Source organism: Paraburkholderia caffeinitolerans (assembly GCF_902859945.1).
GTDB lineage: Bacteria > Pseudomonadota > Gammaproteobacteria > Burkholderiales > Burkholderiaceae > Paraburkholderia > Paraburkholderia caffeinitolerans.
Genome location: NZ_CADIKL010000015.1, coordinates 14,048 through 40,713, shown reverse-complemented (window position 1 = coordinate 40,713; position 26,666 = coordinate 14,048). Strand labels below are relative to the sequence as shown.

Genomic DNA, 26,666 nt, shown 5'->3' with positions numbered 1-26,666 from the left:
GCTGGCGTGACGGCGGTAGCGCCGAAATAGGCAAAAGCGCTATTGTCCCGCGTTTTGTCCAGCATTGCGCACGCTCAGTTCGAGCCCGCGCTTCACGCGCGCGATGTCCACACCGCCTGCGCCCGGCAGATCGGCGAGCGGCATGTAGCGCGCGGGCGTATGCAGCAAATAGGCCTGCAATTCGTCGATCACGATGCGGTCCGACGGGTCGTAACCCATGCCCGCTAGTTCCTCGGTCAGCGCCTCGCGTTCGGTGTACGTCAGTTGATGCCACCAGAACGCGCGGCACGCATGGGCATAGGCCGGGTCGGAGAAATAGCGCCAATGGCCGAGCTCGTGGCTCAGGATCGCCGCGCGCACCTCGGCGTCGATCATTTCGCCCGCCGGTCCCTTGCCCAAGCCCGGAATCGTCACGAGAAAATCGCGTGAGGACGCAGCGCGCCACGTCATGCCGCCCTCGCCGCCCGCTCCCGCTTCCTGGCGGATGAGCCCCCATTGCACGAGCAGCGTCTGCAACGCGCGCTCGCCCTCGGTCAGGTTCGCGTGCTGCCGCTGCGCGACCTCAAAAAACTGCGCGATCTGCGCTGCACTGAAGTTGTTGCCCGCCGTGAGCCCGGCGGGATCTTCGCCGAAGCGCCGCGCGTTCGCGGCGACGGCGCTCATCGACACCACCCGGTCGTGCGGCATGTCGCGCCGTTCGATCAACGCGACGACGCGCGAGAACATCGCGCCCTGCGCCGCGAGGCTCGGCGCGTGCAACACGTAGAGGCCGGGCTGGTCCGTGATGGCGTAGAGCCGCAGCGTTGGGCCTGGCGGCAATGCGCCGGCAAGTTGCGCGAGCGGCAGGCGCACGACCTCGGGGTTCGGCGCGAAGGCGCTGGCTAGCTCGGCGCTCAGCGTGGAGGTCGCCGCCAGTCCGCCAGCAGCGCTCGAGGTACCGGAGGCAAAAACGCCCGGTCCGGAAAAACCGGCGCACACGCACACTAACGTTGCGCACGCAACGTTAGTGATGCCGGCTCGCGCGCGCGAAGCCACGCGCCGCCGCCCGCTTGAAACGCGCAAGAACGCCACGCCGTTCAATCGGCAACGGTCACGATGGTCACGCGGCGGTTTTCCGGCGCGGCCGGATTGCGCGTGTTGAGCGGCTCGCTCGAACCCTTGCCCACCGCGGTCAAGCGCTCCGCGGCAATGCCGTCCTGCTGCGTGAGGTAGTCCACCACGGCCTGGGCGCGCCCCTGCGAGAGCGTCATATTCGCGTCAGCGTTGCCGCGCGGATCGGCGTGCCCCTCCACGCGGAATTTGTACGCTGCGAGCTTGTCGGACTGCAACGCACGCGCGACCTTGTCGAGCGCCCCGCGCGCGGTGCTCGTGAGATCGGTCGAGTTGGTGGCGAAGGTAATCAGCATTTGCGCCGATGGCGCCTTTGCGGGCCCTTTCGCCTTCGCCGACATTGCACCGGGCTGCTGGTTCGACAGCACGAAGCCGCGCGTGAGCACGTCGCCGGTGGTCTCGCTCGGCGTGAGCGCCTTGGTGACGGATTGCTCGGTGATGTCCTTCTCCTTCATCACCTGGGCGTGGGCCGGGGTTTGCATCGCCCCGGCGAGCACGATAGCGCAGCACGCCAGCGCGGCGGGCCACGCATGCCGCAGCCGCACTTGCGAAAGGTTCTTCACGATAGCCGACATGTCATCTCTCCATTGAATGCAATCTTGCGCGTGGGTGGGCATCTCAAGCGCGATGCAACGCGATGGCCGCCTTCCACGGCGCTCGCGCCGCGTCGAGCAAATCCGCGAAACGCGGCCCGTCGAGCAGTCCTGTGGCCACGCGCAGCGTGGGCTCCACCGCCGCCGACCCTTCGCTCCACCACAGGCTGTCACCCACCGCCGTGTACGTGGCCAGGCACTCGCCCAGCCCAACGCCGTTGTTTTCGCCCTCGCACGCACAAGCATAACGCCAGGGCGCGCGCCTTTCTCCATCAAGTCCGTCGAGCATGCGCACCTGATCGCCGAAACCTTCGAGATCGAACGATGGCGCAAGCGTCGACAGCGCAAGTTCCACCGCCATTTCGAACCATGGCTGCGCGCCACGGAGCCAGTTCGCGAGCAACCCGGGCGCCACCGGCCGCGCGAGCGTGAACGGGAAATAGCGGCCCACGCGGTCCACGCCCGGCATCAGCACGCCCGCCCAGGCCGCCGCGCCGCACAGCGTCTCGCCCAGCGCGAAACACCATACCGGCGCGTTCAGATAGAGCGTCAGCCACTGTGCGCCGTAACGCGCGCGCGCCTCCAGCATGCCCGCCTGGACGCTGCGGTCCCACGGCTCGATAAACGCCGCCGGCAGCCGCCGCGCGACAAAGTCGCCGTGCGTGCGCACCTTGCCGAAGAAGCCCGTCTCGCTCATAGATGATCAGGACACCGGAACTGATCGATCATGCCGCGCCGGAACGGATTCGTCACGCTGCTCGCGTCCAGTTCCAGTTGAACGTGGCGGCCGTCCGAGACGAAGTCGATCTTGAAGCGGTCGGGCTGACCCATCTGCTGCATCTGCGCCTTGTCCATCAGATGGAGCAGCGCCCACGGGCCATCGGCGCGCGGCGCGTCGCCACCGCCGGGCGGCGCGAATTCCACGTGCGCCTGCCCCGTGCCTTTGCCGCTCGGCCACTGGAAGCCCATGCCCTCGTTCGCGCCCGGCTTGACGACCCACTGCTGCCCATCCACGTCGAGCGTGAACTGCGTGATGGACGGATCGATCGAGATCGGCTTGACCGTGAAGCGCACCGAGACATCACGTCCGCCCGCGCGGAACAGGGCATCGCGAATCTGCGCGGCGCGCTGGAACTGCACCAGCACATCGTCTGGAATGCCAGGCGATTCCGTTCCTGCCCGCCAGCGCCACACCGGCCCCGACATGTCGACGAAGTTCTGCAAATTCTTCTGGAAGAAGTCGTCGATCAAGCCGCCCGGCGCGAGCAGGCGGCCGAAGTCGTCGGGCGCGGCGTCGCGCGTGGAGGAGCGCACGAGCGGGTAGCGCCCGTCGAGCGCCTGCTTGCACAGTTGCCCGACATTCGCCATCCAGAGCGCATTCAGACGCGCGCGCTCGCCGCCCGCCATCAGCGCGGTGGCGCCGTTCGACACGTCGTTCACGACTGCCGCGAGCGGCGCGGGCGCGCCCTGCGAGGCGAGCTTGAGCTTGCCGATGGCATCGCCGGGCGGCGGCGCGAGGCCCTGGCGGCGCGCGGTGTCGGCGGCCTGAAGATACGTGGCCGCGTCCTTGAGCGCCGCGAGTTGCGTATCGAGCGGCGACGGCGCACCTGGCTTGCCCACGAGGTCATGCAATGGCTGAAAATGCGCATCGACGGGATTGACCTGCGCGGGCGCTCCGTTCGCATTGTCTTCTGGGGCGTTGCCGAGCGCACTCTCCAGCTTCTTCTTCATCGCCTCGATCTTGCCGTTGATGAGCGCCCCCGCCTGCGCGCCAATCGTTCCGCCCATGCTGACCTTGCCGAGCGTGGTCTCGCGCGCCGCCGCGACCATCACCGCGCGCAGCGGCGAATCGGCATTGCCGAGCGCATAGGCCACGCGCGCGCCCTTGTCCACGCCGTCGAACGGCACCACGGCGATATCGCCGAGCAGCGCATCCCATTGACGAATGTATTCGTCGTAGTAGAGCTGCGTCATCGCGGCCTTGAGATCGCTGGCCGCCGCGGGCGTGAGCACTTGTTCGTCGCGGCCCAGCACCCAGTTGTCGCGCGCCACGTCGAGCACGGCCGCATCGCGCGCCGCGAGGAACTTCTCGTAGCCCGCGAGCGTAAACGCGCCCGGCACACCGCGCGTGAGCGGCGCGCCGCTCTTGCGCACCAGCACGAGCGCGGCGTTCGGGCCGCCTGCACCCGCCACGCTGAAATCGGGCAGATGCTGGGCGTCGAGATCGCGCCGCACGCTCTCGAACATGCGCTGCGCGAGCGGCATCTTCGCGAGATTCGTGCGCGCCTGCTGGATCAGGTTCTTGTCGAGCGGCAGCGAGGGATCGAAGAACGCGGGCTCGAACAGCGCCGCCAGATGGCCGTCGAGGTCGTTGCGCTGCGCATCGCTCGCATCGCGCAACGGGCCGCGCTGCCAGTCGACGTCTGCCCACAGACGCACCGAGTCGGCGTCGTAATGCGACGGGTCGCCGAGCATCAGATACGCGCGCAGCACTGCGTACTGGAATTCGCCGTTGTTCGCATCGCCGCGCCGCAGTTCTTCCTCCATGCGCCGCACCACGAGCGGCAGCAGCGTTTGCCCGAGCAGCCGGCGGTAGGTCGCCTGCGCTTCGAGCCCGAGCTTGTCGCCCTGGTAGAGACCGAGGCGCGAAAGCCACGGCGCGCTCGCGTTGCGCTGCGCATAGCCGCCGGGCAAGTCGCGCGCGGCGTTCAGGAGCGGCAGCAAGGCGAGCGGATTGTCGGTGGCGGGCGTGGCCTGCGCGAGCTGCTTGAGCGCATCGACCTGCTGCGCCGCGCGGGCCACGTACGCTTCGTTGCGTTGATAGCTGATGAAGAACGCGCCCAGCGCCAGCACCGTGACCAGCGCAATCGCGCCGAGCGCGATGCGCTGAATCCACGCGCGCCGCCGCTCGAGCCCGCGATTGGTGCCCGCGAGCCCGGCTTCGTGAAAGATCACGTCGCGCATGAGTCGCGTGATGAAGTACGCGCGGCCCGCCGAGGCGTCGGGCAGCAGGACCTGCTGCTGCAGGCCGAGCGCGGCGGCCACCGCGCTCATCACGCGGTCGATCGGACGCCCTTCCTGAGTGCCGCTCGTGAAATAGACCCCGCGCAGCAGCACCGGTTTTTCGTAGCGCGACGCGCTGAACGCATCGTTCAAGAACGACTGCAAGACGCCTTCGAGCCCCGCGAACTGCTGCGGGAAACCATAGACGAGCGCGCGCCGCCGCGTGTCCGTTTCCTGCTGCATGCGATGCAGCACGCGCGCCTGCAAGCGCTGCGCGAGCGCGCCGAACTCGGCCGGGAACTGGGTCGAAATCTGCGCGGCGACATCGTTCGGATTGCCTGGTTTATCCGGACTTCCAGCCTCGTCGAATGCGAACGTCATGCCCCAGACCTGCTCGCGTTCGTCGCGGCCCAGATCGTCGAAGAACTCGGCGAAGCCGGCCAGCAGATCGCACTTCGTCACCAGCACATAGACCGGAAAATGCGTGCCGAGCCGCTCATAAAGCTCCTTCAGGCGCTCATGCACGGCCTGGGCCTGCAACGCGCGCTGCGTGTCCGAGAGTTGCAGCAGATCCTGCGCCGATACCGCGACGATCACGCCATTGAGCGGGCGGCGCGGCCGGTATTTGCGCAGCAGTTGCAGGAAGCCGCCCCATGCGGCCTGGTCAGCAGCCGCGAAGCTGTCCTGGGTCGTGAAACGGCCAGCGGTGTCCAGCAGCACCGCGTCGTCGGTGAACCACCAGTCGCAGTTGCGCGTGCCGCCCACGCCGCCCACGGCCTGATCGCCGAGTTGCGCCGAAAGCGGGAATTTCAGGCCCGAATGCGTGAGCGCGGTGGTCTTGCCAGTGCCGGGCGCGCCCACGAACATGTACCACGGCAGCTGATACACGTACTGGCTGCCGAAACGCCCTTTCACGCGCGACTTGCGCAGAATGGCCATGGCCTCTTCGAAGCGCTTGCGCAGCGCATTCACGTCGGCGTCCGATTGTTCCTTGCCGGGCGGCATGTCGCCCATGCGCTCGGCCACCACGCGCGTGAACTTCACGTTGGCGAGGCGCGCGCGCAGCCAGCGCGCGAACCAGTAGAGCGCCCACAGCAGGAACAGCACCGCGATCACGATCCAGCGGCTCGTGCTCGTTTCGAGCGGCGCACTGCCCGCCCACGCGAACAGCGGCCCCTCGATCCAGACGATCAGCGCGAGCGCGAGCACGCCGAGAAACGACAGCGCGATCGTGCGCCGCAGCCAGTCCACTAGCTTCTTGATCATGGCGTGGCTCCCGGTGCCAGCACGGCAATGTCCACGCGGCGGTTGCGCGCGCGGTTGGCCGCGCTGTCGTTCGGCGCGATGGGCTCGGTGTCGCCGCGCCCTTCGGCGGTGAAGCGCGCGGGCGTGCCGGTGCGTGCGACCAGCAGGTCCTTCACGGTTTCCGCGCGCGCCTGCGAGAGGTGCCAGTTCGACGGGAACCGCGCGGAAATGAGCCGCTGATTGTCGGTATGCCCGGTGACCACGACGTTGCCCCGCACGTCCTTCAACGCATCGCCGATGCGCTGGACGATCGGCAGGTACGTCGATGTAAGCTCGGCGCTGCCCGAGGCGAAGAGGCCATCGCCATTCACCTCGACGATCGTGCGGTCGGGCTGCTCGGTCACGCGCACGAGGCCCTGCGCGATCTCAGGCGCGAGGAACTTCGACAGCTGCGGCGCGGGCTTGGGCGCGGCTTCCATTTTCGCGACCAGCACAGGCGGCGGCGCGACGCGTACGCCGTGCAGCGCCTGGAACACCGCGTCCGAGGCATCGTTGAGCCGGAAGCTCAGCACGAGATGCGCGACCACCAGCACGACGCAAGCCACCGCCGCCGCCACCCACAACGGCACCAGTTGCAATAACGGCTTGCGCTCCGCGTTCACGGGTTGCCAGTGCGGCGAGAGCTCGCGCTCGACCGCGCCGCGCTGCGCGCGGATCATCTGTTCGAGCCGCTCGCGCACCGCATCGAGTTGCGTGCGCCCGCCGTCGATGAGGCGGTAGCGCCCTTCAAAGCCCAGGCCGAGTATCACGTATATGAGTTCGAGTACGTCCACGTTCGCGCCGGGATTTTGCGCGAGCCGCTGGAGAATCAGGAAGAAGCGCTCGCCGCCCGAGGCCTCGTTATGGAAGGTCACGAGCAGGCTGCGGCTGGCCCATGCGCCCGCGCCCCAAGGCGTGCTGGAGATCGCCTCGTCGAGGAAGGTGCACAGGCAATAGCGCGATGCGCCGAGCTTTTCGTCGTCGTAGCCGCCCGCGCGCCCTTGCGTCTCGAACGCGCGCAACATCTGAATAAGTTGTGTGCGCAACTGTTCGATATCGGGGTGCGTGGGCAACTGGCGCAACGGCAGCGCGAGGTCGATCAGCGGATTGGCCGCGCGCAGCAGCGGATTCAAGCCGCCCGCACCGGCGGGAATCGGCGCGACCGAGGTGGCCGCCGCCACGAACGGCGCGCGCGCGCCGCCCGGCGTCGGGATCAGAATGGTGGCGCCCGGATCGGCGCTCATGGGTGGGTCGTCGGGTGACACGGTGCACGTCCTCCTCAATCGATGGCGCTGCTCGCGCTAGACGTCATTCGACATAAACGCCGTCAGCGGCGGATCGCCCAGAATTCCATCGCGAGGCCGGGGAATTCGCCCGCGACGTGCAATGCCATGCCCGCCGAGGCCGCGAACTGTTTCCACAGTTCGTTGCCGCGGTCGAGCTCGAAATACGTGAATCCCGCATGGAACGGCAACTGGCGCGGCGCCACCGGCAGCGCGCGCAGGCCGATGCCGGGCAATTGCAGATTCACGAGGTCGCGAATGCGCTCGATCGGCCCGATCTTCACTTGCGGCGCGAAGCCAGTGAGGATGGCCTCGGCCGGCATCTGCGCACGCACGGCCAGCACGAAAGTGGCCGAGGCGAACAGGTTCTTGTCGGGCACCAGTGCAACGCGCAGGCCGAACTTGCGCTCTTCGAGCGGAATGGGCACGGCGTGCGGGTCCATCACCATGCTCAGTGCCGCGCGCAAATCGTCGATCACGGGCGCGAAGGTTTCGCGCAAGCGGTCGTGCCGGTAAACCGGGTACGCGTTGGGGCGCTTGTTCTTCTGGCTGAACGTGGAAAGTTCGCCCGCGAGCTGCACCACCATGCAATAGAGCGACTCGGGATGCAGACCCGTCATGGTGGAGAAATGCGCCGCGAGCGGCTCCGCGCGGTTGATGAGTTCGAGCAGCAGGAAGTCGGAGACCTCGGCCACGCCCGTCACGCCCGGTTGCACGAGGCGCACGGCCAGCGCTTCGCCGCGCTGGTGCAGCAGGCCCACGAGGTCGTCGGCGAAGGCGCGCAGGCGCGGCGCCACGCGATAGTCCATGCACGGCGGGCTGTAGTCGGCTTCGAGCACGACGCGGTTGTCGGGCTGCCGCTCGATCACGCGCGCCACGCCTAGCGTGGCGTAGGCGTTCGCCACGTCGGGCTCCAGCGCGAGGCGCACGCGCAGCTTGCCGATTTCCACGAGCGCCGCGCTCGCATTCGGGTCGTTGCTGTCGGCCACTTCGGCTTCCGCGCGGCGATGGCGCGCAAAATTTTCTTCGCTATCCTCATTGCCGGTTTCCGGCACGCCGGGCCGGCGCACCGGCAACGCGAGCGTCACGAGCACGCCGCGCGTGCCCTCGGGAATATCGAGCGGTTCGGGCAGATCGTCGTCGCCGGGCAGGTTGAACGGCGTGCCGTCGGGGAACACGCCCGAGCACGACAGCAGGGCGAGCTTGCCGAGCTTGAGCAGTTGCTCGTCGATTTCCAGCGACGCGAAACCCCATGCATAAGGGCGCAGGCCGCCCGCGCGCGTTTCCAGCTGCGCCTGCAAATAGCGGTCATGCTGCTGCAGATGATGCGGCTGCAGAAACATGCCTTCCGACCAGATGACTTTGCTGTTCCAGGACACGTTGTTCTCGTCGTCGTGTGTATCGTCTAGGTTTAAAGGGGCCGCCGCTTCAGGCGGACCCCGTTTCCGATTTCTTCTTTGCGTCCTCGCGCGCGCGTTGCAGCGCGTCCACCTGCGCTTCGTACGCGTCGTTGAACGCCTTGCCGAAGAGCTTCTGGAAGTCGTCCTCCGCTTCGCGCGCGATGCCTGCGCGCAGTTCCACGAAGCGGTCCCAGAGCTTCGCCTTGCGGTTCGAGAGCACGCGGTCGAGCACGCCCTGCTCGCTCAACTGCGCTTCGAGCGTGGCCGGGTCGAAGCGCGCAAGCACATGCGCGAGCGCCGCGCGCATGCCCACGAGCACGGCCAGTTCATGCGATTCGATGTCGACGAACGCGCGCGCGACCGCCTCGGCCGGCGGCAGATAACCTTGCGCGCGTCCCGTGAGCATTTGCGCGAGCGCGCTGTCCACGTCGGGGAAGAACTTGAGCGGGTTGTTGTCGCGCGCGACGATGAGCGTGGTGTCGAGCCGCGCTTCGCGCTTGGTCATCGAACGCGCGCGCAGCACCGACATGGTCCCGCGCAGCGAGTCGCGCAGCATCGTGCCGGCGAGCCGCGCGAGATCGGCGGCGGGGAGATTCGGCACGCGGCCGGGTTCGAGGCCCAGGCCTTCGAGCAACGCGGCGAGCACGGCTTCGTCTTGCGGCGACGCGGGTGCCGTGGGCGCGGCGGGCGCGGCGGGCGCTGGAGCCGGCGCGGGAATCGGCGCGACGGCGGGCGCGGCTTGTTGCGGCTGCTGCTGTTGCGGCTGTTGTTGCGGCTGCTCTTGCGGCTCAGGCGGTTCTTCGGCCTTCGCCTGCACGGGCAGCGGCAATTCAGGCGGCGTTGTGGTGGCAGGCGTGGCGGGCGCGAAGATCTGCGTCACGGATGGCAGCATCTGGTGCGCTTGCGGCGGCTGCGACGCTTGTGGTGCGAAGCTGCCTGAAACGGCGGGATTAGCCGGAGCAGCCGGCGCAAAGAGATCGTCGAACGGCGTCGCGCCGAGCGGCCCCGCGTCGCCAAGCAGGCTCGCGGGCAGGCCGGTCGGCCCTTGCGCGCCAAGACCAAGCGGATCGGCGGCGCCAGGCATGGCGGCAAACGCCTGCGAAGGTGCAAATGCAGGCGCGGGCATCGGCGGCGCCACCGGCGTCATTGCCGGCGCAGCATGCTGGGAAAAAGCGCCGGGCGTCGCTACGCCGGGCGTCGCCGCGCCGTGCACGTCGGCTAACGGATCGTAGTCGTCGGGAATACCGCCTGCCGAGCCGAACGCAGCGGGCGCAAGCGTGGGCGGCGCGAGCGCCTGCGACTCGGGCGATACATGGTCGCCCTCCGACCCCGCAAAGCCGGGCTGCGCGGCCACGCGCTCACCCGCGCCCAAAGCCGCACCGAGCGCATCGAGCCCGCCGGCCCCCACGCCGCCCATGCCGCTCATGCTGCCCGTCCCACCCGTACCGCCCACGCCGCCCATGTAGCTGCTTGCGCCAGGCGCGAACGGATTGTCAGGCAACGCCGCGCCCTCAGCCAGCGGACCGCCGCGCAGCACCTGAACGCCCGCGAGCGGATCGTGCCCGAACGGCCGCGCTTCCTGCTGCGCCGTGGCCTCGGCCAGCTCGACCTCCAGCAGATACGCGCCGATCATCAACTGATCGCCGTGCGCAAGCCGCGCCTCGCGCGTACCGCCCAGCGCGCGCTGGTTCAGCACACTCGGATTCGCGCCGAGGTCGCACAGCAGATACTCGCCGCCCCGGCACTCCACGCGCGCATGCACGCGCGAGATCGCGCGCTGCTGGTCGGGCAGCACGAGCGTGCAAGTGGTGGCGCGGCCGATCGTGCCACCATCCGGGCCGAAGCGCACGGCGATGGGCTCGGCGAGCGGTTCCTCGTTGTACTTCGCCACGCGCAACGTGAGGATCGGATTGGTCAGTTGCATCGCATTACCCTGTATTCCCCCGTCGTTTCATCAGGATTGCAGATCACTTGCTAACGCCACCAGACGCGTCAGGACTCGACTTTCTTGGTGCCATCGTCGGCGTCCGTGGGGTCGTCGGGCGCGGTGGGCGACGACCCCGCGCCCGAGCCCGCCGAGCCGCCCGAATTAAGCTGGATCGGCATGCCCGACACCGCGACCGCGCTTGGCCCGATCACCACGAACGCGCCGCCCGCCTTCAAGGTGATGCTCATGCCCGCCTCGATCACCACATTCATGCCCGCCTTGATATGGATGTTGCTGCCCGCGTCGATGGCGTAGTCGGTGCCCACCTTCTCCTGGAGCTTCGCGCCCACATCAAGCGAGGCCGTGCCGTCGACCTTGGCGTTCTGCGCGCCGGCCACGTGGTCGTGGCGGTCGCCGCTCACCTTCACATACTCTTTGCCGGTGACCGACAAGTGGCGGTCTTTGCCCACGTTCATCAGCGCGTCGTTGATCACCCAGGTCTCGTGGTCCTTCTGCGCATGAAAGAACAGTTGCTCGGCGCCCGCCTTGTCCTGAAAGCGCACCTCGTTGCTGCCCGAGGCATTGGGCGTGGAGCTGCTCTTGATGGTGGCCACGGACGAATTGGCCGGCAACTTGTATGGCGGCATCAGGCTCGCGTTGTAGACGCTGCCCGTGACGAGCGGCCGGTCGGGGTCGCCCTCGATGAACTCGACGATCACCTCCTGACCCACGCGCGGCAAGAAGAACGAGCCCCATGTCTTGCCCGCCCAGCCCTGCGAGACGCGCGCCCAGCAGCGGTCCGTGACCGCGCCGCTCTCGTTCTGGAAAAGCTGCTCCCAGTGGAACTGCACCTTGATGCGGCCGTAGTCGTCGGTGAAGATCTCCGTGCCGCTGTCGCCTACCACCACCGCGGTCTGCAAGCCGCCCACCACCGCGCGCGGCGTGAGCCGATCGGTGCGGAACTGGTTGTCCTTGCGCAGTGCCGCAAACGCGCAGTCGAACAGGGGCAGCTTGCTTTGCCCTTGCGCCACCCGGCTCGACACATAGGCATCCGAATTGATTTCATAGGTCGCGCGCACGACCAGATAACCGTCGTTCCAGCTATCCACGGGATGCTCGCTCAGTTGCAGCAAGCCGCCCGGCCAGATGCCGCGCATCGTCGAACGGCCCTCGATGCTGTCGTTGCGCGCCTGGCGGATCTCCACGCCCACGCGCGCATAGCGGTCGCCGTCCGCCGGTGCGATATGCCCGGTCAGATGCTCCTGCATCGTGTAGCTCGGCGCGTCGTAAGGCTGCGCGCGCGTGGCGCGCGAGCGCAGGCCCCCTTGCAGGCTCGACGAGGGCTTTTCGAAATCGTAATCGTTGGTTTCGTAGTAGCCGGTCTGAAGCTCCCCGCCCGCGAACCACTCGTAGACGCACTCCATGTTCTCGCGCGCAGCCTTGTCGCGGTCGCGGTACGGCATGCCGCCGCTGTAGTTCGGGATCGGGCCGTGCACATCGCCGGCATCGGCGAGCACCAGCGTGTGGCGGCCGCGCGCGTGCTCGAAATAGTAGTAGATGCCCTCGTGCTCCATGAGCCGGCTCACGAAGTCGAAATCGGTCTCGCGGTACTGCGCGCAGTGCTCGCGCTTCGAATAGCTCGCCGTGCACTCGTTCGTCACGTCCACGCCGTAGTCGTCGAGCACGCTCATCACGATCTCGGGCACCGTCTTCTGGTAGTAGAAGCGGCAGTGCGAGCCGCGCGTGAGCAGCCACAGGCGCGGGCGCACGATGGCCTGGTAACAGGCCATGCTGCCGTACTGCTGGTTGCCCGGCGAGGTCATGCGGAACACCGTCACGATGCCGTTGAACTGGCGCTCGCCGCCAGCCGGCAGCGCAAGCGCGATCGACAGGTCCTGGCCGAGCACCTGGGCGGGCGTGACGGTGTTCTGCTCGCACAGCAGGTCCACGCGGTATTCGCTCAGGCGGCCCAGTTCGTCGCTGCCGGTCATGTGCAGGAACAGCAGGTTCGCCCCGGTTCCCTTGCAGCTCACCGTTACGTTGCGGTTCGAATCTTGCGAGGTCATGTCAGAAAATCAGTCCAGGGAAGCGGTCAGGGAATCATCGTGTTGACGGTGGCCGGGTTCACGATCGACACCACGCCGCCCCAGTTGCACATGCACTTCGAGACGTTGTCGAGCGAAGGCTGGTTGCCGAGCAGCACGGTTGGCGCACCGGGCGCCCACGGCGAGAAAGTCGCGGGAATGCACGGCATGGGCGTGAGCACGCCGAGCGCCGCCGCCGTGGCCGAGGCCACGACCGGATTGGCCAGCGACGAGCACACGCCGAACGGCATGATGTTGACCATCGGAATGTGGTCCATGATGTTCGCGGCGGGCGGACCCTCGCCCATCACCTGATTGACGGGCAGCACCACGAGGCTCGACGGCGCGGCGCCGAACGAGCATTGCAGTGTGGCCCCCATGCTGACCTGTTGAGGCATGGTCTTTCTCCCAGCGCCGGTTCAGTCGTACGTGTAGACAAACTCGCCATCGCGCGCGCCCACCTGCACCTTCGTCACGCTGCCGCCATTCATCATGCGCGTGAGGAACTCGGTGGATACGCGCGGCAGCAAGGTGTTGGTCAGGATCGCGTCGATCATGCGCCCGCCGCTCTCCAGTTCCGTGCAGCGGCTCGCGATGAGCTTGACCACGTCGTCGTCGTAGATAAACGGGACCTTGTGCGACACGCGCAGCCGCTTCTCGATGCGCGAGAGCTGCAGGCGGATGATCGCGCCCAGCATCTCGTCGGAGAGCGGGTAATACGGGATCGTCACCACGCGCCCGAGCAGCGCGGGCGGGAACACCTTGAGCAGCGGCTCGCGCAGCGCCTTCGCGATGCCCTCGGGCTCGGGCATCAGTTCGGGGTCCTTGCAAAGATTCGTGATGAGGTCGGTGCCCGCGTTGGTGGTCAGCAGGATCAGCGTGTTCTTGAAGTCGATCACGCGGCCCTCGCCGTCTTCCATCCAGCCCTTGTCGAACACCTGGAAGAAGATCTCGTGCACGTCGGGGTGGGCCTTTTCCACCTCGTCGAGCAGCACCACGCTATAGGGACGCCGGCGCACGGCCTCGGTCAGCACACCGCCCTCGCCGTAGCCTACGTATCCCGGCGGCGCGCCCTTGAGCGAGGACACCGTGTGCGCCTCCTGGTACTCGCTCATGTTGATCGTGATGACGTTCTGCTCGCCGCCGTAGAGCACCTCGGCCAGCGCGAGCGCGGTCTCGGTCTTGCCCACGCCCGAGGTGCCCGCGAGCATGAACACGCCGATCGGCTTGTTCGGATTGTCGAGGCCCGCGCGCGAAGTCTGGATGCGCTTCGCGATCATCTCAGTGGCGTGGCCCTGGCCGATGATGCGCTTGTTGAGATTTTCGGCGAGCTTGAGCACGCTCTCGATCTCGTTGCGCACCATGCGGCCCACGGGAATGCCGGTCCAGTCCTGCACGACCGAGGCCACGGCCTGGCGGTCCACGGTGGGCAGGATCAGCGGATCGTCGCCCTGATGGCTCGCGAGTTGCGCCTGCAATTCGCGCAGTTCGGCGCGCAGCGCCTCGGGGTCGATCTGCGCGGCGGCTGCGCTCGCGGTGTTCTCCGCACTTGCAGCATCTGCCGCCGCTGGCGCGGCGGCTGCACTCGCGGCTTTCGCACCGCCCTCGACCTTGCCGGTCTTCTCGCGAAGTTGCGCCCGCAACGAAAGAATGCGCTCGACCAGCGCCTTCTCCGTCTCCCAGCGCGCATCGAGTTCCGCGAGGCGTTCGCGTTCCACCGCGAGCTTTTCGCTGGCCGCCGCTTCGCGCTCGCGTGTCTCGATGCCCACGGCCGTCTCGCGGCCGATGATCTCCAGCTCCGTCTCCAGCGCGGAAATGCGCTTGCGCGCATCGTCCACCGACGGCGGCGTGGCGTGCTGGCTCACGGCCACGCGCGCGCATGCCGTGTCGAGCAGGCTCACCGACTTGTCGGGCAACTGGCGCGCCGGAATGTAGCGGTGCGAAAGCCGCACGGCGGCCTCGAGCGCCTCGTCGAGCACCTGCACCTTGTGATGCTGCTCCATCGTGGAGGCCACGCCGCGCATCATGCGGATGGCCTTCTCTTCATCGGGCTCGCCCACCTGCACCACCTGGAAGCGCCGCGTAAGCGCGGGATCCTTCTCGATGTGCTTCTTGTACTCGGCCCACGTGGTAGCCGCCACGGTGCGCAGCGTACCGCGCGCGAGCGCGGGCTTGAGCAGATTCGCGGCGTCGCCCGTGCCGGCCGCGCCGCCCGCGCCCACCAGCGTATGGGCTTCGTCGATAAACAGAATCACGGGCTTTTCCGAAGCCTGCACCTCTTCGATCACCTGGCGCAGCCGGTTCTCGAATTCGCCCTTCATACTCGCACCGGCCTGCAACAGGCCCACGTCGAGCGCACGCAGTTGGACGTCGCGCAGCGAGGGCGGCACGTCGCCCGCCACGATGCGCTGCGCGAAGCCCTCCACCACCGCCGTCTTGCCCACGCCGGCTTCGCCCGTGAGGATCGGGTTGTTCTGGCGGCGGCGCATGAGGATGTCCACCACCTGGCGGATTTCCTCGTCGCGGCCCACGATGGGGTCGAGCTTGCCGTTGCGCGCCTGCTCGGTGAGATCGGTCGTGAAGCGGCGCAGCGCTTCCTGCTTGCCCATGGCCGCCGGCGGCATCCCCGCGGCGTCGGTTCCGTCGCCCGCCGCGCCCGCGTTCGCATTGAAGCCGTCACTCGCGCCCATCGCCGCTTCGGGCGAATCGCGCAACAGGCGGTCGAACTCCTCGCACAGCGCATCGAGCTTGATCTGCTCGAACTGTCGCGAGATGCCATAAAGCGTATTGCGCAGCGAGGGCGTCTTCAGGAGTCCGACAATCAGATGCCCGGTGCGAACCTGCGATTCGCCGAACATCAGCGAGCCGAACACCCAGCCGCGCTCGACGGCCTCTTCCACCTGCGAGGAAATATCCGTGACCGACCCCGCGCCGCGCGGCAACCGGTCGAGCGCCGCCGTGAGATCGCTTGCGAGCCGCGCGGGATCGATCCCGTAGTGGCGCGCGAGCCGGTGCAGGTCCGAGTCCTGCAACTGGAGGACCTGATGGAACCAGTGCACGAGTTCGATATAAGGATTGCCGCGCAAACGGCAAAACATGTTTGCGCTTTCGAGCGCGCGAAAGCCTAGCTGGTTGAGCTTGCCAAAGAGCGCTGCACGCTTGATTTCGGCCATGTCTTCATTCTCCCGGGTGAATGTCGAGCGCTGCTGCGTGTTCCGTCGCTCGTTGCGCGTCTTCGTGTTTCCGCTCGCGCGCGGCCGCGCCGCTTGCGGGGTTGAGTTTCAGTTGCCTCTGGTCACCAAGCGCCGCGCCGCTGAGCACCCAGCTCGTGAGCCCGAGCCGCGCGTGGCGGCCGAGCTTCAGACGCGGCACCTCGGCCTCGCGCAATTGCAGGTTCACGTCCCAGTCGAGACCGTCGCGCACGTAGTTGCGGACCCAGTCGGCGAGCCGCTTGAGGCTGTCGCCGCCGGGCAGGAAACGTTCGTAGTCGGCCATCGAAAGCGGGCCGATCACGATACGAAACTTGTGCTGGCAATCCCATACGCGCGCGCCGAGCAGCGTGGAAACCCCGAGCGCCGACGAGCCGTCGCGCAGGCCCATGCGTGTGCGCGTCTCGGCCGGCAGCGGCATCCAGTGGCCCACCCATTCCTCGATCGACACGGGCAGATTGAAAAAGCGCGTGAGGATCAGCGCGAGGCCCGCGGCCGGGCGCGTGCGCGCGCCGAGCAGCCCCGCGAAATGAAGCTTCGCGAAATCGGGCACGGTGTCGCGTTCGCGCAGCCCCTCCTCGCCCATGCCGAAGGTCGAACCCACATACATCGCGAAACGGTCGCGCCCCGGGCGCTCGAGACTCACCGCGGGCTGCGCATTGGCCCACGCGCGGTAGAAAAGACTCGTCATGCGGTGCTGGAACAGGTCCAGAAAACGCGCGAAGGTGGGGTCGTCCGCGTTGCGTTCGCGGTCGCGGATATATTCGGTCAGATGCGTGGGCAACGCGCCATGCGGCCCAAGCAGGCCGAAGAAGTTCACCGCGAGGCGCGGCGCCATGCCGCCCTCTCCATGATGGTGCTGCGAGAACTCCGCCAGCGTAGTCGGATGGAATACGAGTTCGGGCCGCTGCGTAAAGCGCACGGCGTCGTCGCGCGGGCGCAGCGACTCCCCCACGCGCGGCTGCGTGGGCCAGGCGTTTTCGATCAGGCGCACCGCCTGGTAGAAGTCGAAGCGCCGGGCCTCGTCTTCGAGCAGCCTCAGCACGGTCAGAGCGTCACGCATTGTCCCGCCCTCGCAGGCCAGCGCATGATCTCGCCGCGCGCCGTGGTGCGCACCACGGTCTCGGTGAACGAATTCATCGAGACGTACAGTGAAAAATACCGCGCTAGCACCGCGCCCAGCACGAAGGCTCCCGAGCCCTCAAAGGCCGTTTCGTCGAACGTCACGCTCACCTGCTGACCGCGCCCGAACACGATCGGTCCCGGCACCGGCAGCCGCCGCGTGACGGACTTGGCCTCGACCGAGCGCACGCCTTCGATCTGCCGCTGCGCGGCCGGATCGTCGACGGGGCAATAAAGGCTCAGCAAATCGCGCAGCGCCCGCGCACCCGTGGACGCGTCCGAGTCGATCAGCGACTCGTAGTTCAACGACAGATGGCTCAAGAGCCGCCACGCCACCGCGCCGTGCGCGAACGACGGCAAGGGCCGGCTCGGCCCGCTCACGCAACGCACGCTCTCAACGGGCGCTTCCACGCCGAGCGTGAAATCCGATGCGCCGGTGCCAGTGGCCAGCGTGAGCGGCAAATCGCGGTTAGTGCACAGCACCTTGAGGCCGAGCTGGCGCAGGTCCGCGCGGTACGGCGCATTGGATGCATCGACGAGCGCGATGAAGGTTTCGCTGCCGAGGTAGCTCGTGCGCTGGCCGCGTTCGCGTGCGCGCGAGGACTGCAAGCGCCGCTCGCGGCGCACCTGGTAATACGCGCTGCCCTGCTCGGCGGCCGACAAATCGCGCGCGTGATAGAAGGGCTCGAAGCGTTGCTCCTCATTCGATCCCGCGCCGTGTCCCGTGACTTCCTCGATCCGATAAATCTCGAAGTCGAGTGGCCGCGTGCGGTCCGCGATCACCTGATACTCGAATTGCGTGGGATCGAAGGCGATGCGGTCGGCGCGGCGCGCGAACAGATTGATCGCGGGTGTGCAGTGGAGCGAGAAGTGGCTCGCGTCGAGCGTCTGTTCGAGCAGCGGGTCCGCGCGGTCGAGCAGCACGATCACTTCCACTTCGTTTTCGGCGCATGCGCGCAGCGCGCTCTGCAAACCGTCGATGGCGACGAACAGAAAGCGCTGCGGAAACGCGAAATATTCCTGCAGCAAGCGGAAGCCCTGAAACGACTGGCCGCTCACGGGCAGCAGCGCCTCGCTGTCGTCGAAGCCGACTGGCTTGACGGCGCTCTTCGGCAACAGCCGGTGCCATGTCGCGGGCCGCGCGACCGGCAGCACCGCCACGCCCACGGCGCTCGCGAGCAGGCGCTCGTAAATTCGGGCGGGCAGCGAATCCGCGCCGCGCAAATAGAGCGTGAGCGTATCGAGCGCGAGTTGGCTGAACTTCACGCCGCCCGTGGTGCGCAAGCGCAGGCGCACGCCGGCTTTCACGCCGGGCGGCAGCGCCATGTCCACGCCGCCAAGCGCGCCGGTATGCGTAAAGAACTTGGCTTCGGCGATCTCCACGGGCCACAGCGTGAGCGCATGCGCCGTGCGGTATTCGCAGCGCGTCGAGCCGTTCTTGTCGAGCACGGCGTGCAGCGCGCTGCCGCGCGGCACGGTCACGCCGCCCGCGAGCGCCGGATGCGCGAGATCGGGCTGCATGCGCACCACCGTCATCGATGGGGTGGGCGCAAGGTAGTGCGGATACACGAGCTCCGCGAGATGCTGCGTGAAGCGCGGAAACTCGGCGTCGATCTTCAACTGCACGCGCGCGGCGAGAAAACTGAAACCTTCGAGCAGGCGCTCGACATACGGGTCGGCGCATTCGAGCCCTTCGAGACCCAGGCGCGCCGCCACTTTCGGAAACTCGCGCGCGAATTCGCTGCCCATCTCGCGCAAATGTGCGAGTTCCTGGTTGTAGTAGCGGATCAGGTCGGGATTCATCGTCGCTTGGTCGTCACTTCGTCGTCGCTTCGTCGTTGCTTATGCGTTGTTGTTATTCAGCGCGCCGCGCCCTGATCGATCACGCGCACCTCACCGCCTTCGAGATCGAGCTCGGTACGAAAGTAAAGCCGCTCAGGATATGGCTGCGCCCACAGGTCCCCTTCGATCGCGAACGCCACCGTGTTGTGATGCCCGGTCGTTTCCTCCGTGAGCACCGCAGTCACCTTCACCGTGTCGCGCAGGATGCGCGGCTCGAACGCCACGATCACGTCGCGGATCTGCCGTTCGAGGCGCGCGATGTTCATGCCCGATGCCGTCTTGCCCGCGATATCGGGAAAACCGTAGTTGAGCACCGAGCGCTCGACGAGCGGCCACGCCGAGAGATCCTGCACGCTGCCAAGCCCGCTCGCGTTGAGCAGCCACGCCAGATCGCGCTGCACGCCCTGGCGCAGCGCGCGCATCGAGAGCACGCGGCGCTCGCGGCTCTCGACCTTCGTGCCGGGCTCGAGATCGGTCAGGCGGTCGAGCAGCGAGGGCTGCAACCGGTCGCGGCCCGTCAGCTCAGCCATGGTCTTGCGCACCGTCTTGCGACACTTCGCCCGCGGGCGCCTCTGCATCGAGCACGAGCGTGCGCACGTCGAACAGCGCGTAGTCGTTCTCGTCGGTCGTGAACATGCGCTGCCCGAACGGGCGCGCCTCGTCGAATTCGCCGCCGCCCGCTTCGACCCATTCGGTCGCGCGTGCGAGCGCCAGCGCGTTGGCGTTGCCACCGTGCGTTACGGCGGCGGAGAGCGTGCCGGGATAGCGCACCGGAATCAGACCCGCCGCCTGGCCTTCGTTGGCCCACGTGAAAATGGCCGGCATCCACACGCGGTCACGCAGGTCGTCCGGCGCTTCGAGCTCGATGCGGCGGATGCGCTCGAACGGCACCCAGTAATAACGGCCGTTGAGGATCACTTCGAGCGTAGGGCCAAGGCGCGCGTCGGCGTCGGCGATCCACGCGAACGGCTCGCTGTTGAGCGTGCCCGCCGTGGGACGCGCCTGCTCCAGCGCATTGGCGCGGCACGCGGCCGCCGCCTTGAAGTCACCCGAGCCGTCGAGGCGCAGCGCTTCAATCAGGAGTGCGAGCCATGCAGTGGGCTCGCCAAAAATGAGCGGCGCGCGCCGCCCGGCGAATACGTCCTCGCGCAGCGCCTCGCACTGGAGCGCGTCGCGATAGAGCTGCACCATCGGCAGCGCGGCGGCGTCGAGATCGCCCACCACGTTGAGTTGCGTGAGCGCGCGCTCCCACGCGCCCTGGACGGCGAGCAGCTGAAACAGGAACACGCGGTACGACGCGTTGGCCGGGTCGCCGCGCACCTGGTCTTGCAACTGCTTCAGGCACGCGTCGAGGTCACCGGCGCGCAAGCTCTCTTCTGCTGTCATTGTCGATTGGCTCCGTCACAATCCAGCAATCATGGGCGTCGGTCGGGGACTGCAAGTCAAGCAGCGGCGCGCGCCCCTCGCGCGCGCCGCCACCGTCCAGCGGCTTACTCCGCGACGTTCTTCGCGATGTCCCACTTGGTCTCGACCACGCCGCCTTCCTTCTCGCCCGTGGCGCTTTGCGGCTGGTATTCCACGTGGTACTTCTCGAAGTTAATCGAGATGTTCTCCGTGAAGCGGTCCTCGCCGCCCGAGCCGCCTTCGCTGATCGACGAAATCAGCACCTTCGTGAATGTGATCTTGAAGTACTCGAGCGGAGCCTTGCCGCCGGCCTTACGCACCGTGAGGACCGCGGTAGGGTAATGGCTGCCGAGCGCGCACGCGCCCATCAGCACCGGCGTGGCCTTGTCGAGATATTTCGTGAACGACAGGTCCTGGATGCTCACCTTGCCCGCGCCGCCGCCCGTGCCCATGTGCATGGTGCCGCTTTGCGCCATGCCCCAGCTCCATGCCAGCACATCGATTTCTCCCGTATGCGACTTGTCCTGCGACTCGCCCGCCACGTCGCCGATCTTGATGAAAATATCAACGGCCATTTCTGTTCTCCATTCACTTTAGAAGGTAAGCGCCGGTTCGCGCCGGTTTGCGCAAAGTTCACTCTGACTCGGGTTATGCCGCCTTCGCGGACGGCAACTTGGATACCAGCCGCAACGAAACCGTCAGGCCCTCGAGCTGGTAATGCGGACGCAGGAAGAACTTGGACGTGTAATAACCCGGATTGCCCTCGACTTCCTCGATCACGACTTCGGCTGCTGCCAGCGGACGGCGCGACTTCGTTTCCTCGCTCGAATGCGCGGGGTCGCCGTCCACGTACTGCAAAATCCAGTTCTGCAGCCAGCGCTGCATGTCGTCTTTCTCCTTGAAGCTGCCGATCTTGTCGCGCACGATGCACTTGAGGTAGTGCGCGAAGCGGCTGCAAGCGAACAGATACGGCAGGCGCGCCGCGAGATTCGCATTCGCCGTGGCGTCGGGGTCCTCGTACTCGGCGGGCTTGTGCAGCGACTGCGCACCGATGAACGCTGCGAAGTCGGAGTTCTTCTTGTGCACGAGCGCCATGAAGCCGTTCTTCGCGAGCTCGGCCTCGCGGCGGTCGCTGATGGCGATCTCGGTCGGGCACTTCATGTCCACGCCACCGTCGTCGGTCGGGAACGAATGGACCGGCAGGTTCTCGACCGCGCCGCCCGACTCGATACCGCGAATGCGCGAGCACCAGCCGTATTGCTTGAACGAGCGGTTGATGTTGGTGGCCATGGCATAGGCCGCGTTGGCCCATGCGTACTTCTTGCTGTCCGCGCCCGCGGTGTCTTCCTCGAAGGCGAACTCGTCGACCGGGTTGGTCTTCGCGCCATACGGCGCGCGTGCGAGAAAACGCGGCATGGCGAGGCCGATATAGCGCGAGTCTTCCGATTCGCGCAGCGAGCGCCAGGCGGCGTGCTCGGGCGTCTGGAAGATCTTCGTGAGGTCGCGCGGATTGGCGAGCTCTTGCCACGATTCCATCAGCATGACCGAAGGATCGGCGCCCGTGATGAACGGTGCGTGCGAAGCGGCAGCCACCTTGGCGACCTGGGTGAGCAGGTCGACGTCCGGACCGCTGTTGTCGAAGTAATAGTCGGCCACCAGCGCGCCGTACGGCTCGCCGCCGAACTGGCCATACTCTTCTTCATAGAGCTTCTTGAACAGCGGGCTCTGGTCCCACGCGGTGCCCTTGTACTTCTTGAGCGTCTTGTGCAATTCGTTCTTCGAGATGTTCATCACGCGGATCTTGAGCGTCTCGTCGGTCTCGGTGTTATTCACCAGATAGTGCAGACCTCGCCACGCGCTCTCCACCTTCTGAAACTCGTCGGTGTGAATGATCAGGTTCACCTGGTCGGTGAGCTTCTGGTCGATCTGGGCGATCAGCGACTCGATGGTCGCGAGCACGTCGCCCGACACCACAGTGGTGTCGCGCAGCGCCTGCTCGGCCAGCGTACGCACGGCCGTCTCGACGGCCTCCTTCGCCTTGTCGCTGCGCGGCTTGAATTCCTTTTCAAGCAGGCTCGCGAACTCGTTCGCCTCGAGGGCTTCGCCGCCCTGCCGGGCTTCCTGCGGTTGGGTACTGGGTTCGGCCATGTCAGACTCCCTCTCGACGGATGGCTAACTAGATAGTTAACAATTAACCAACAATAGCTAACGGACGGACGCGCAAATGAAAGCGCGCGGCGCTCATTCCTGCGGCTTGGGCGCGGAGGCCAGCGCCTGCAGCAGTGCCGGATCGTTGAGCAATTTCTGGATCAGATCCTCGGCGCCCGTCTTGCCGTCCATATAGGTCAGGAGGTTCTGCAACTGGCCGCGCGCTTCCAGCAGCTTCGCCAGCGAATCCACGTTGCGCGCGACGGCGGCCGGAGAGAAGTCGTCCATGCTCTCGAAGGTCATCTCCACCGCGAGATTGCCCTCGCCCGTGAGCATGTTAGGCACCTGCACGGCCACGCGCGGCTTCATCGATTTCAGGCGCTCGTCGAAGTTGTCGACGTCGATCTCGAGGAACTTGCGCTCGGCCACGGGCGCGAGCGGCTCGGCGGGCTGTCCGGACAGATCGGACATGACGCCCATCACGAACGGCAAGTTGATCTTCTTTTCCGAGCCGTACACCTCTACGTCGTACTCGATCTGCACGCGCGGCGCCCGGTTGCGCGCGATGAACTTCTGGCTGCTTTCTTTAGCCACGGCCTTTCCCCTCGTCGATGCCGCGGCGGCGCGCTTGATGGCGCGTCGTGTGGCGGCGTTGCGGATTAACTAACGACGTCACTCACTAACGAACGTCACTCCTCGCTCTGGACGCCGCCGATCTGGCGCGCCTGCGCGAGCCCATCGGGCGCGAGATCTTCCAGAATCTCCATGAAATTCTTGTCGACGAGCCGCCGCGCCCGCTTGAGCAGCAAGGGCACCGGGCTCCCCGGCTCATACGTTTCGTAGTACTTGCAGATACGGTCGAGGGCGCGCAGCACGTCCTCGCGCGACTCGACCTCGCCCGGCGGCCGCGCGGGCGCAGCTGCAACGGCCACCCCGCCCGCGCCAGGCGCGCCGCCCTGCGCGGCGTCTTGCGCAACTTCCGCAGCCGGCGCCTGCGCGTCGGGCACGCGCTCGCCAAGAAACGCCACAGCGTGGCGCAGCAGCCGCGTGAGCGGATCCAGGTCGATCGTCTGGGCCGCGCCCACGGTGTTCATGAGCACCGCCTCGATGCGCGTCGTGGCCTCGAGCGCGCGCCGCAAGGCGGCGAGCGACTCGCGCGCGTTCTCGCCCGCGTCGCTGATCGCGAGGTCGATCGAGCTGAGCGTGGGCGCGCTCACGCCCGCCGGCACCGCAATCTCGCCGGTTGCGTATTCGACATCGCGCAGCGTCACCTCGCCGTGCGCACGCGAAATGGCGAGCGGCGCTTCGCGCACCTCGGCCAGCGTGGTGCTGGAGTCGACGAGACCCGCGAGCGCATTCACGCGTGCGGTGGGATCGTTACCGTCGTCGGGATCGAGCTGCGGATACAGATGCGCCCAGCGTTGTTCGAGCATGCCGGCGATCAGGTCGAGGCCTTCGCTAAAGCCGCCAAAGCCGGTGCGATTGAGCAGCGCGCGCGCAAGATGCGCGACCACGCGCAGATCGCGGCTTTTCTCCAACAGGGACAGCGCAAGCGTCTGCGCCTCCTTCCAGTCGGGCGGCACGGCTTCGACCACGGTGCTGCCATACTGCACGTCGGGCTTGCCATGCACAACGCGCTCGAGCTCGAGAAACGCCGGGTCGTATTCGACGTCCTCGCCGCAGGGCGACGCGGAGGAAACCTCCGCGAGCAGCGCCCCGGCATCTAGCATGGCCATGGTCCGTGGTCCGTGTGGAATTGGTTATGTTCTGGTTACTGCCCAGGCAAGCGCATTAAGGCGGATAGCAATTGCGTGGCGCGCAGCCGAACCAATTTCCGATATCCCCTGGTTCAACCGGAGCCGAATTCGTAAGCGCGGGCGGTGTTCGCAGTCTAACGATTCGCTATCAGAATAGCACGACGAGTGCAAAAGAAAAGTGCACCCCGGTGCAAACAATGTTCCCGATTTTTCATAAATTCGCCACGCATTTAATCTAGCTGTCTTTTAAGTAGTCGTTGTGCTATGCAGGCAATCGTCCAAACCCCGATCTCAGCCTTGTCCGGCATGTCTGAGCTCGCGATCGGGACGCATCTTACCGCAGTGGAATCGCTCCCACAATGACTCGTTTAGCCCTTATTTTCCAGGGGTTAACCATCATGCCGGATGGCTAGAAAAGTGGCTTTCGCCCAGTGATCTTCCCTGCCCTCGCGTGCGCGATGTTCGCTAACGATAGTGACCGAACGATCGTCTTTCCCGCCTCACATGTTCGATAACGCGCGTAAGGTTTTATCGGCAAGGTATCCGAATTCTTTATTACGATCACGTAAACCACTAGCGCCGCCCTTTTAGCATTTTTATTCCCCGACCGGTTAGACGTTTTAAAACGCGCCATTACGGATTTTCACGCTTGTCAGACGCCCGGCCAGCTAATAGACTCGACGTGAACGCCGCTACAGCCAATCCAACGATTCATGCACGCTGGGCGTGCGTCACGCGAAGCGAGCCTAAAAACGCGATACGAGGGGAAAACGTGTCGAACATCGAAAGCGCAGCGCTCATGGAGGGCATGGACAATCCGTGCACGCTGCCCGATCTCTGGCAGCGGCGCACCGCTCTGAACCATGCCGAAATGGCTTCGCTCTACACCATCGTGCGGCGCGCGCTAACCGGCTATCACCCGTTCGAGCTGCAAGCGCTGGCTGAAGACAAGGAAGAACTCATCTCGCAGTTTCTCTTCAGCAAGGTCTTTCGCCTCGAAACGCCCGCTGCCGAATTAATGAGTTTTCCTGCACATAGCGCGCCCTCGAACAGCCATGCTGTGTGCAGTTATTTCCGCCGCTACCTGATCGACTGCCTGCGCAGCGCGAGCCACCGGCGCAACGTCTCGATCGACGAGAACGAGGTGCTGGCCGAGCTCGATCAGCGCAGTGCGATGCACGCCGATCCGGTCAGCGCCGCACTGTTCCAGTACGGCCTCGATGAAGACAGCGTGCGTGCCTCGGCCGTGCGCTTCATCGGCAGCCTCGACGAAGCCGCGCGGCTGCTGCTCGCCGGCACGCTCGGCTGGCTCTCCGCCGAAAAGGGCGGCCTTGCGCAAATCGCCGCCAGCTATGGCATCGCCTCGTATCACCATCGCGCGCGCAAGCTGGGCGTCACCGTGCGCCGTGGTGCGATGCCCGCCGACTTTGCGCGCACCGGCATCGGCCGCTGGATCGAAGAAACGCTGGGCATCGAGATCGCGGTCGAGAACCGCATCGCGCTGCTCGCGGTGCTCGGAATTCTCGCGGAGCAATCGCAACTCGCGCAGAGCGCGCCGCGCGCGCGGCACGAGCAAGGCGCGTGCGTGGCATCCGAGCCCGCACCGCACTGCGTTCAACATCGCGACCACGAACTTCACGAGTGACCACGGGGAAGCCCGCAACGAGACGGGAGCGCACGTGCAACTGGCCTTCGCAAGCCTGACCGATCCGGGCGGGCGGCAGCGCAACGAGGACTCGCTTGGCGACTGGTCGAGCGGGCGTCTGTTCTACTGCGTGGTCGCCGATGGTGCGGGCGGCCACGGCGGCGGCGACACCGCATCGGCCATCGTGGTCGACACGGTGCTCGCCGACCTGCGCTACCTCACGCTTGCCGAGTTGCCGCCCACCGGCGAGCGCCTCGCCAACGCGCTCGCGCATGCGAACGCCAACATCGTCGAGGAACAGGCGCACGGCGGCACCGCGCTGCGCGACATGCGCTCCACGGCCACGCTGCTCGCGATCGACCGCGAGCGGCGCACCGCGGCCTGGGCGCATTGCGGCGACACGCGGCTCTATTGCTTCCGCGCGGGCGAGATCGTCGCGCAGACGCGCGACCACAGCATGGTGCAGGACATGGTGGACGCGCGCCTCATCAGCGCCGAGGCGGCGCGCCATCATCCGCGCCGCAACGTGCTGTTCTCGGCGCTTGGCACGCTCGAAGGACTGAATATCGCGGCGCGGCCGGGCACGTTCGAACTATGCGCGCGCGACGCGTTCCTGATTTGCACCGACGGTCTTTGGGAGTACGTAGAAGAAGCCACCATGCTCGCGGCGCTCGCGCAGGCCGCGAGCCCGCGCGCGTGGCTGGAGGCGCTGGCCGCACATGTTCGCGCTCACGCGCGAGCGGGCAACGACAACTTCAGCGCGAGTGCGGTGTGGGTAGAGGCCGATGAAGCTGGCGACGTGCCGCACCCTAAGGATAACGACGCAACCCTGTTGATCGCACCATCCTGAACATC

At 66.7% G+C, this 26,666-nt stretch carries 20 protein-coding genes; 2 read left to right on the top strand and 18 right to left on the bottom strand.

Annotation, left to right across the window (positions count from 1 at the left end):
* Positions 1–39 precede the first annotated feature (39 nt).
* The 18 genes from HV773_RS16695 to tssA all read right to left on the bottom strand — a co-directional run bounded on the left by HV773_RS16695 (position 40) and on the right by tssA (position 24,145).
* On the bottom strand, positions 40–978 hold the full coding sequence (locus HV773_RS16695) for a hypothetical protein (protein WP_175195639.1): 939 nt from the start codon (positions 976–978) through the stop codon (positions 40–42).
* Between the two features lie 98 nt (positions 979–1,076).
* Complete coding sequence (locus HV773_RS16690) at positions 1,077–1,685, bottom strand: OmpA family protein (RefSeq protein ID WP_246282297.1); 609 nt, start codon at positions 1,683–1,685, stop codon at positions 1,077–1,079.
* A 43-nt stretch (positions 1,686–1,728) separates the two neighbouring features.
* Positions 1,729–2,400 (bottom strand): type VI secretion system-associated protein TagF, encoded by a 672-nt coding sequence (gene tagF / locus HV773_RS16685; protein WP_175195637.1) that lies wholly within the window; start codon positions 2,398–2,400, stop codon positions 1,729–1,731.
* Positions 2,397–5,972, bottom strand: a complete 3,576-nt coding sequence (gene tssM, locus HV773_RS16680) for a type VI secretion system membrane subunit TssM (protein ID WP_175195635.1) — start codon at positions 5,970–5,972, stop codon at positions 2,397–2,399. Before tssM ends, tagF begins: the two co-directional genes overlap by 4 nt.
* Positions 5,969–7,255 (bottom strand): DotU family type VI secretion system protein, encoded by a 1,287-nt coding sequence (locus HV773_RS16675; protein WP_217481917.1) that lies wholly within the window; start codon positions 7,253–7,255, stop codon positions 5,969–5,971. The genes tssM and HV773_RS16675 overlap by 4 nt, the downstream gene beginning before the upstream one ends.
* Positions 7,256–7,317: 62 nt before the next feature.
* On the bottom strand, positions 7,318–8,652 hold the full coding sequence (gene tssK, locus HV773_RS16670) for a type VI secretion system baseplate subunit TssK (protein ID WP_175195633.1): 1,335 nt from the start codon (positions 8,650–8,652) through the stop codon (positions 7,318–7,320).
* Between the two features lie 49 nt (positions 8,653–8,701).
* Positions 8,702–10,597: a type VI secretion system-associated FHA domain protein TagH gene (tagH, locus tag HV773_RS16665; RefSeq protein WP_246282296.1), complete on the bottom strand. Its 1,896-nt coding sequence runs from the start codon at positions 10,595–10,597 to the stop codon at positions 8,702–8,704.
* Positions 10,598–10,665: 68 nt separating this feature from the next.
* On the bottom strand, positions 10,666–12,666 hold the full coding sequence (locus HV773_RS16660; protein ID WP_175195631.1) for a type VI secretion system Vgr family protein: 2,001 nt from the start codon (positions 12,664–12,666) through the stop codon (positions 10,666–10,668).
* Between the two features lie 26 nt (positions 12,667–12,692).
* Positions 12,693–13,082 carry a DUF4280 domain-containing protein gene (locus HV773_RS16655; RefSeq protein WP_175195629.1) on the bottom strand — a complete coding sequence of 130 codons (390 nt, stop codon included), beginning with the start codon at positions 13,080–13,082 and terminating at the stop codon, positions 12,693–12,695.
* Between the two features lie 21 nt (positions 13,083–13,103).
* On the bottom strand, positions 13,104–15,857 hold the full coding sequence (gene tssH, locus HV773_RS16650; protein ID WP_175195627.1) for a type VI secretion system ATPase TssH: 2,754 nt from the start codon (positions 15,855–15,857) through the stop codon (positions 13,104–13,106).
* A 4-nt stretch (positions 15,858–15,861) separates the two neighbouring features.
* On the bottom strand, positions 15,862–16,956 hold the full coding sequence (gene tssG, locus HV773_RS16645; RefSeq protein ID WP_175195625.1) for a type VI secretion system baseplate subunit TssG: 1,095 nt from the start codon (positions 16,954–16,956) through the stop codon (positions 15,862–15,864).
* Positions 16,941–18,818, bottom strand: a complete 1,878-nt coding sequence (tssF, locus tag HV773_RS16640; protein ID WP_175195623.1) for a type VI secretion system baseplate subunit TssF — start codon at positions 18,816–18,818, stop codon at positions 16,941–16,943. Before tssF ends, tssG begins: the two co-directional genes overlap by 16 nt.
* 56 nt (positions 18,819–18,874) lie before the next feature.
* On the bottom strand, positions 18,875–19,387 hold the full coding sequence (gene tssE / locus HV773_RS16635) for a type VI secretion system baseplate subunit TssE (protein ID WP_175195621.1): 513 nt from the start codon (positions 19,385–19,387) through the stop codon (positions 18,875–18,877).
* Complete coding sequence (locus tag HV773_RS16630) at positions 19,380–20,243, bottom strand: type VI secretion system accessory protein TagJ (RefSeq protein ID WP_175195619.1); 864 nt, start codon at positions 20,241–20,243, stop codon at positions 19,380–19,382. The genes tssE and HV773_RS16630 overlap by 8 nt, the downstream gene beginning before the upstream one ends.
* A 104-nt stretch (positions 20,244–20,347) precedes the next feature.
* Complete coding sequence (locus HV773_RS16625; RefSeq protein WP_175195617.1) at positions 20,348–20,836, bottom strand: Hcp family type VI secretion system effector; 489 nt, start codon at positions 20,834–20,836, stop codon at positions 20,348–20,350.
* 73 nt (positions 20,837–20,909) lie between these two features.
* Positions 20,910–22,409, bottom strand: coding sequence for a type VI secretion system contractile sheath large subunit (tssC, locus tag HV773_RS16620; protein WP_175195615.1), 1,500 nt, complete (start codon positions 22,407–22,409; stop codon positions 20,910–20,912).
* A gap of 93 nt (positions 22,410–22,502) precedes the next feature.
* Positions 22,503–23,003: a type VI secretion system contractile sheath small subunit gene (gene tssB, locus HV773_RS16615; protein ID WP_175195613.1), complete on the bottom strand. Its 501-nt coding sequence runs from the start codon at positions 23,001–23,003 to the stop codon at positions 22,503–22,505.
* A gap of 95 nt (positions 23,004–23,098) precedes the next feature.
* On the bottom strand, positions 23,099–24,145 hold the full coding sequence (gene tssA / locus HV773_RS16610) for a type VI secretion system protein TssA (RefSeq protein WP_175195611.1): 1,047 nt from the start codon (positions 24,143–24,145) through the stop codon (positions 23,099–23,101).
* An 892-nt stretch (positions 24,146–25,037) separates the two neighbouring features.
* On the opposite strand from tssA, the gene HV773_RS16605 reads away from it, so the two are divergent.
* Both HV773_RS16605 and HV773_RS16600 read left to right on the top strand, forming a co-directional pair.
* Complete coding sequence (locus HV773_RS16605) at positions 25,038–25,811, top strand: hypothetical protein (RefSeq protein ID WP_377730221.1); 774 nt, start codon at positions 25,038–25,040, stop codon at positions 25,809–25,811.
* 34 nt (positions 25,812–25,845) lie between these two features.
* On the top strand, positions 25,846–26,661 hold the full coding sequence (locus HV773_RS16600) for a PP2C family protein-serine/threonine phosphatase (protein ID WP_175195609.1): 816 nt from the start codon (positions 25,846–25,848) through the stop codon (positions 26,659–26,661).
* Positions 26,662–26,666: the final 5 nt, after the last annotated feature.

What these genes read in the sequence shown, in the direction of transcription:
- tagF (WP_175195637.1), bottom strand. Translation starts at nt 2,400, where the DNA reads ATGAGCGAGACGGGCTTCTTCGGCAAGGTGCGCACGCACGGCGACTTT.
- HV773_RS16690 (WP_246282297.1), bottom strand. Translation starts at nt 1,685, where the DNA reads ATGTCGGCTATCGTGAAGAACCTTTCGCAAGTGCGGCTGCGGCATGCG.
- tagH (WP_246282296.1), bottom strand. Translation starts at nt 10,597, where the DNA reads ATGCAACTGACCAATCCGATCCTCACGTTGCGCGTGGCGAAGTACAAC.
- HV773_RS16630 (WP_175195619.1), bottom strand. Translation starts at nt 20,243, where the DNA reads ATGACAGCAGAAGAGAGCTTGCGCGCCGGTGACCTCGACGCGTGCCTG.
- tssH (WP_175195627.1), bottom strand. Translation starts at nt 15,857, where the DNA reads ATGGCCGAAATCAAGCGTGCAGCGCTCTTTGGCAAGCTCAACCAGCTA.
- HV773_RS16625 (WP_175195617.1), bottom strand. Translation starts at nt 20,836, where the DNA reads ATGGCCGTTGATATTTTCATCAAGATCGGCGACGTGGCGGGCGAGTCG.
- tssC (WP_175195615.1), bottom strand. Translation starts at nt 22,409, where the DNA reads ATGGCCGAACCCAGTACCCAACCGCAGGAAGCCCGGCAGGGCGGCGAA.
- tssF (WP_175195623.1), bottom strand. Translation starts at nt 18,818, where the DNA reads ATGAATCCCGACCTGATCCGCTACTACAACCAGGAACTCGCACATTTG.
- tssA (WP_175195611.1), bottom strand. Translation starts at nt 24,145, where the DNA reads ATGGCCATGCTAGATGCCGGGGCGCTGCTCGCGGAGGTTTCCTCCGCG.
- tssM (WP_175195635.1), bottom strand. Translation starts at nt 5,972, where the DNA reads ATGATCAAGAAGCTAGTGGACTGGCTGCGGCGCACGATCGCGCTGTCG.
- HV773_RS16655 (WP_175195629.1), bottom strand. Translation starts at nt 13,082, where the DNA reads ATGCCTCAACAGGTCAGCATGGGGGCCACACTGCAATGCTCGTTCGGC.
- HV773_RS16660 (WP_175195631.1), bottom strand. Translation starts at nt 12,666, where the DNA reads ATGACCTCGCAAGATTCGAACCGCAACGTAACGGTGAGCTGCAAGGGA.
- tssE (WP_175195621.1), bottom strand. Translation starts at nt 19,387, where the DNA reads ATGGCTGAGCTGACGGGCCGCGACCGGTTGCAGCCCTCGCTGCTCGAC.
- HV773_RS16605 (WP_377730221.1), top strand. Translation starts at nt 25,038, where the DNA reads ATGGCTTCGCTCTACACCATCGTGCGGCGCGCGCTAACCGGCTATCAC.
- tssG (WP_175195625.1), bottom strand. Translation starts at nt 16,956, where the DNA reads ATGCGTGACGCTCTGACCGTGCTGAGGCTGCTCGAAGACGAGGCCCGG.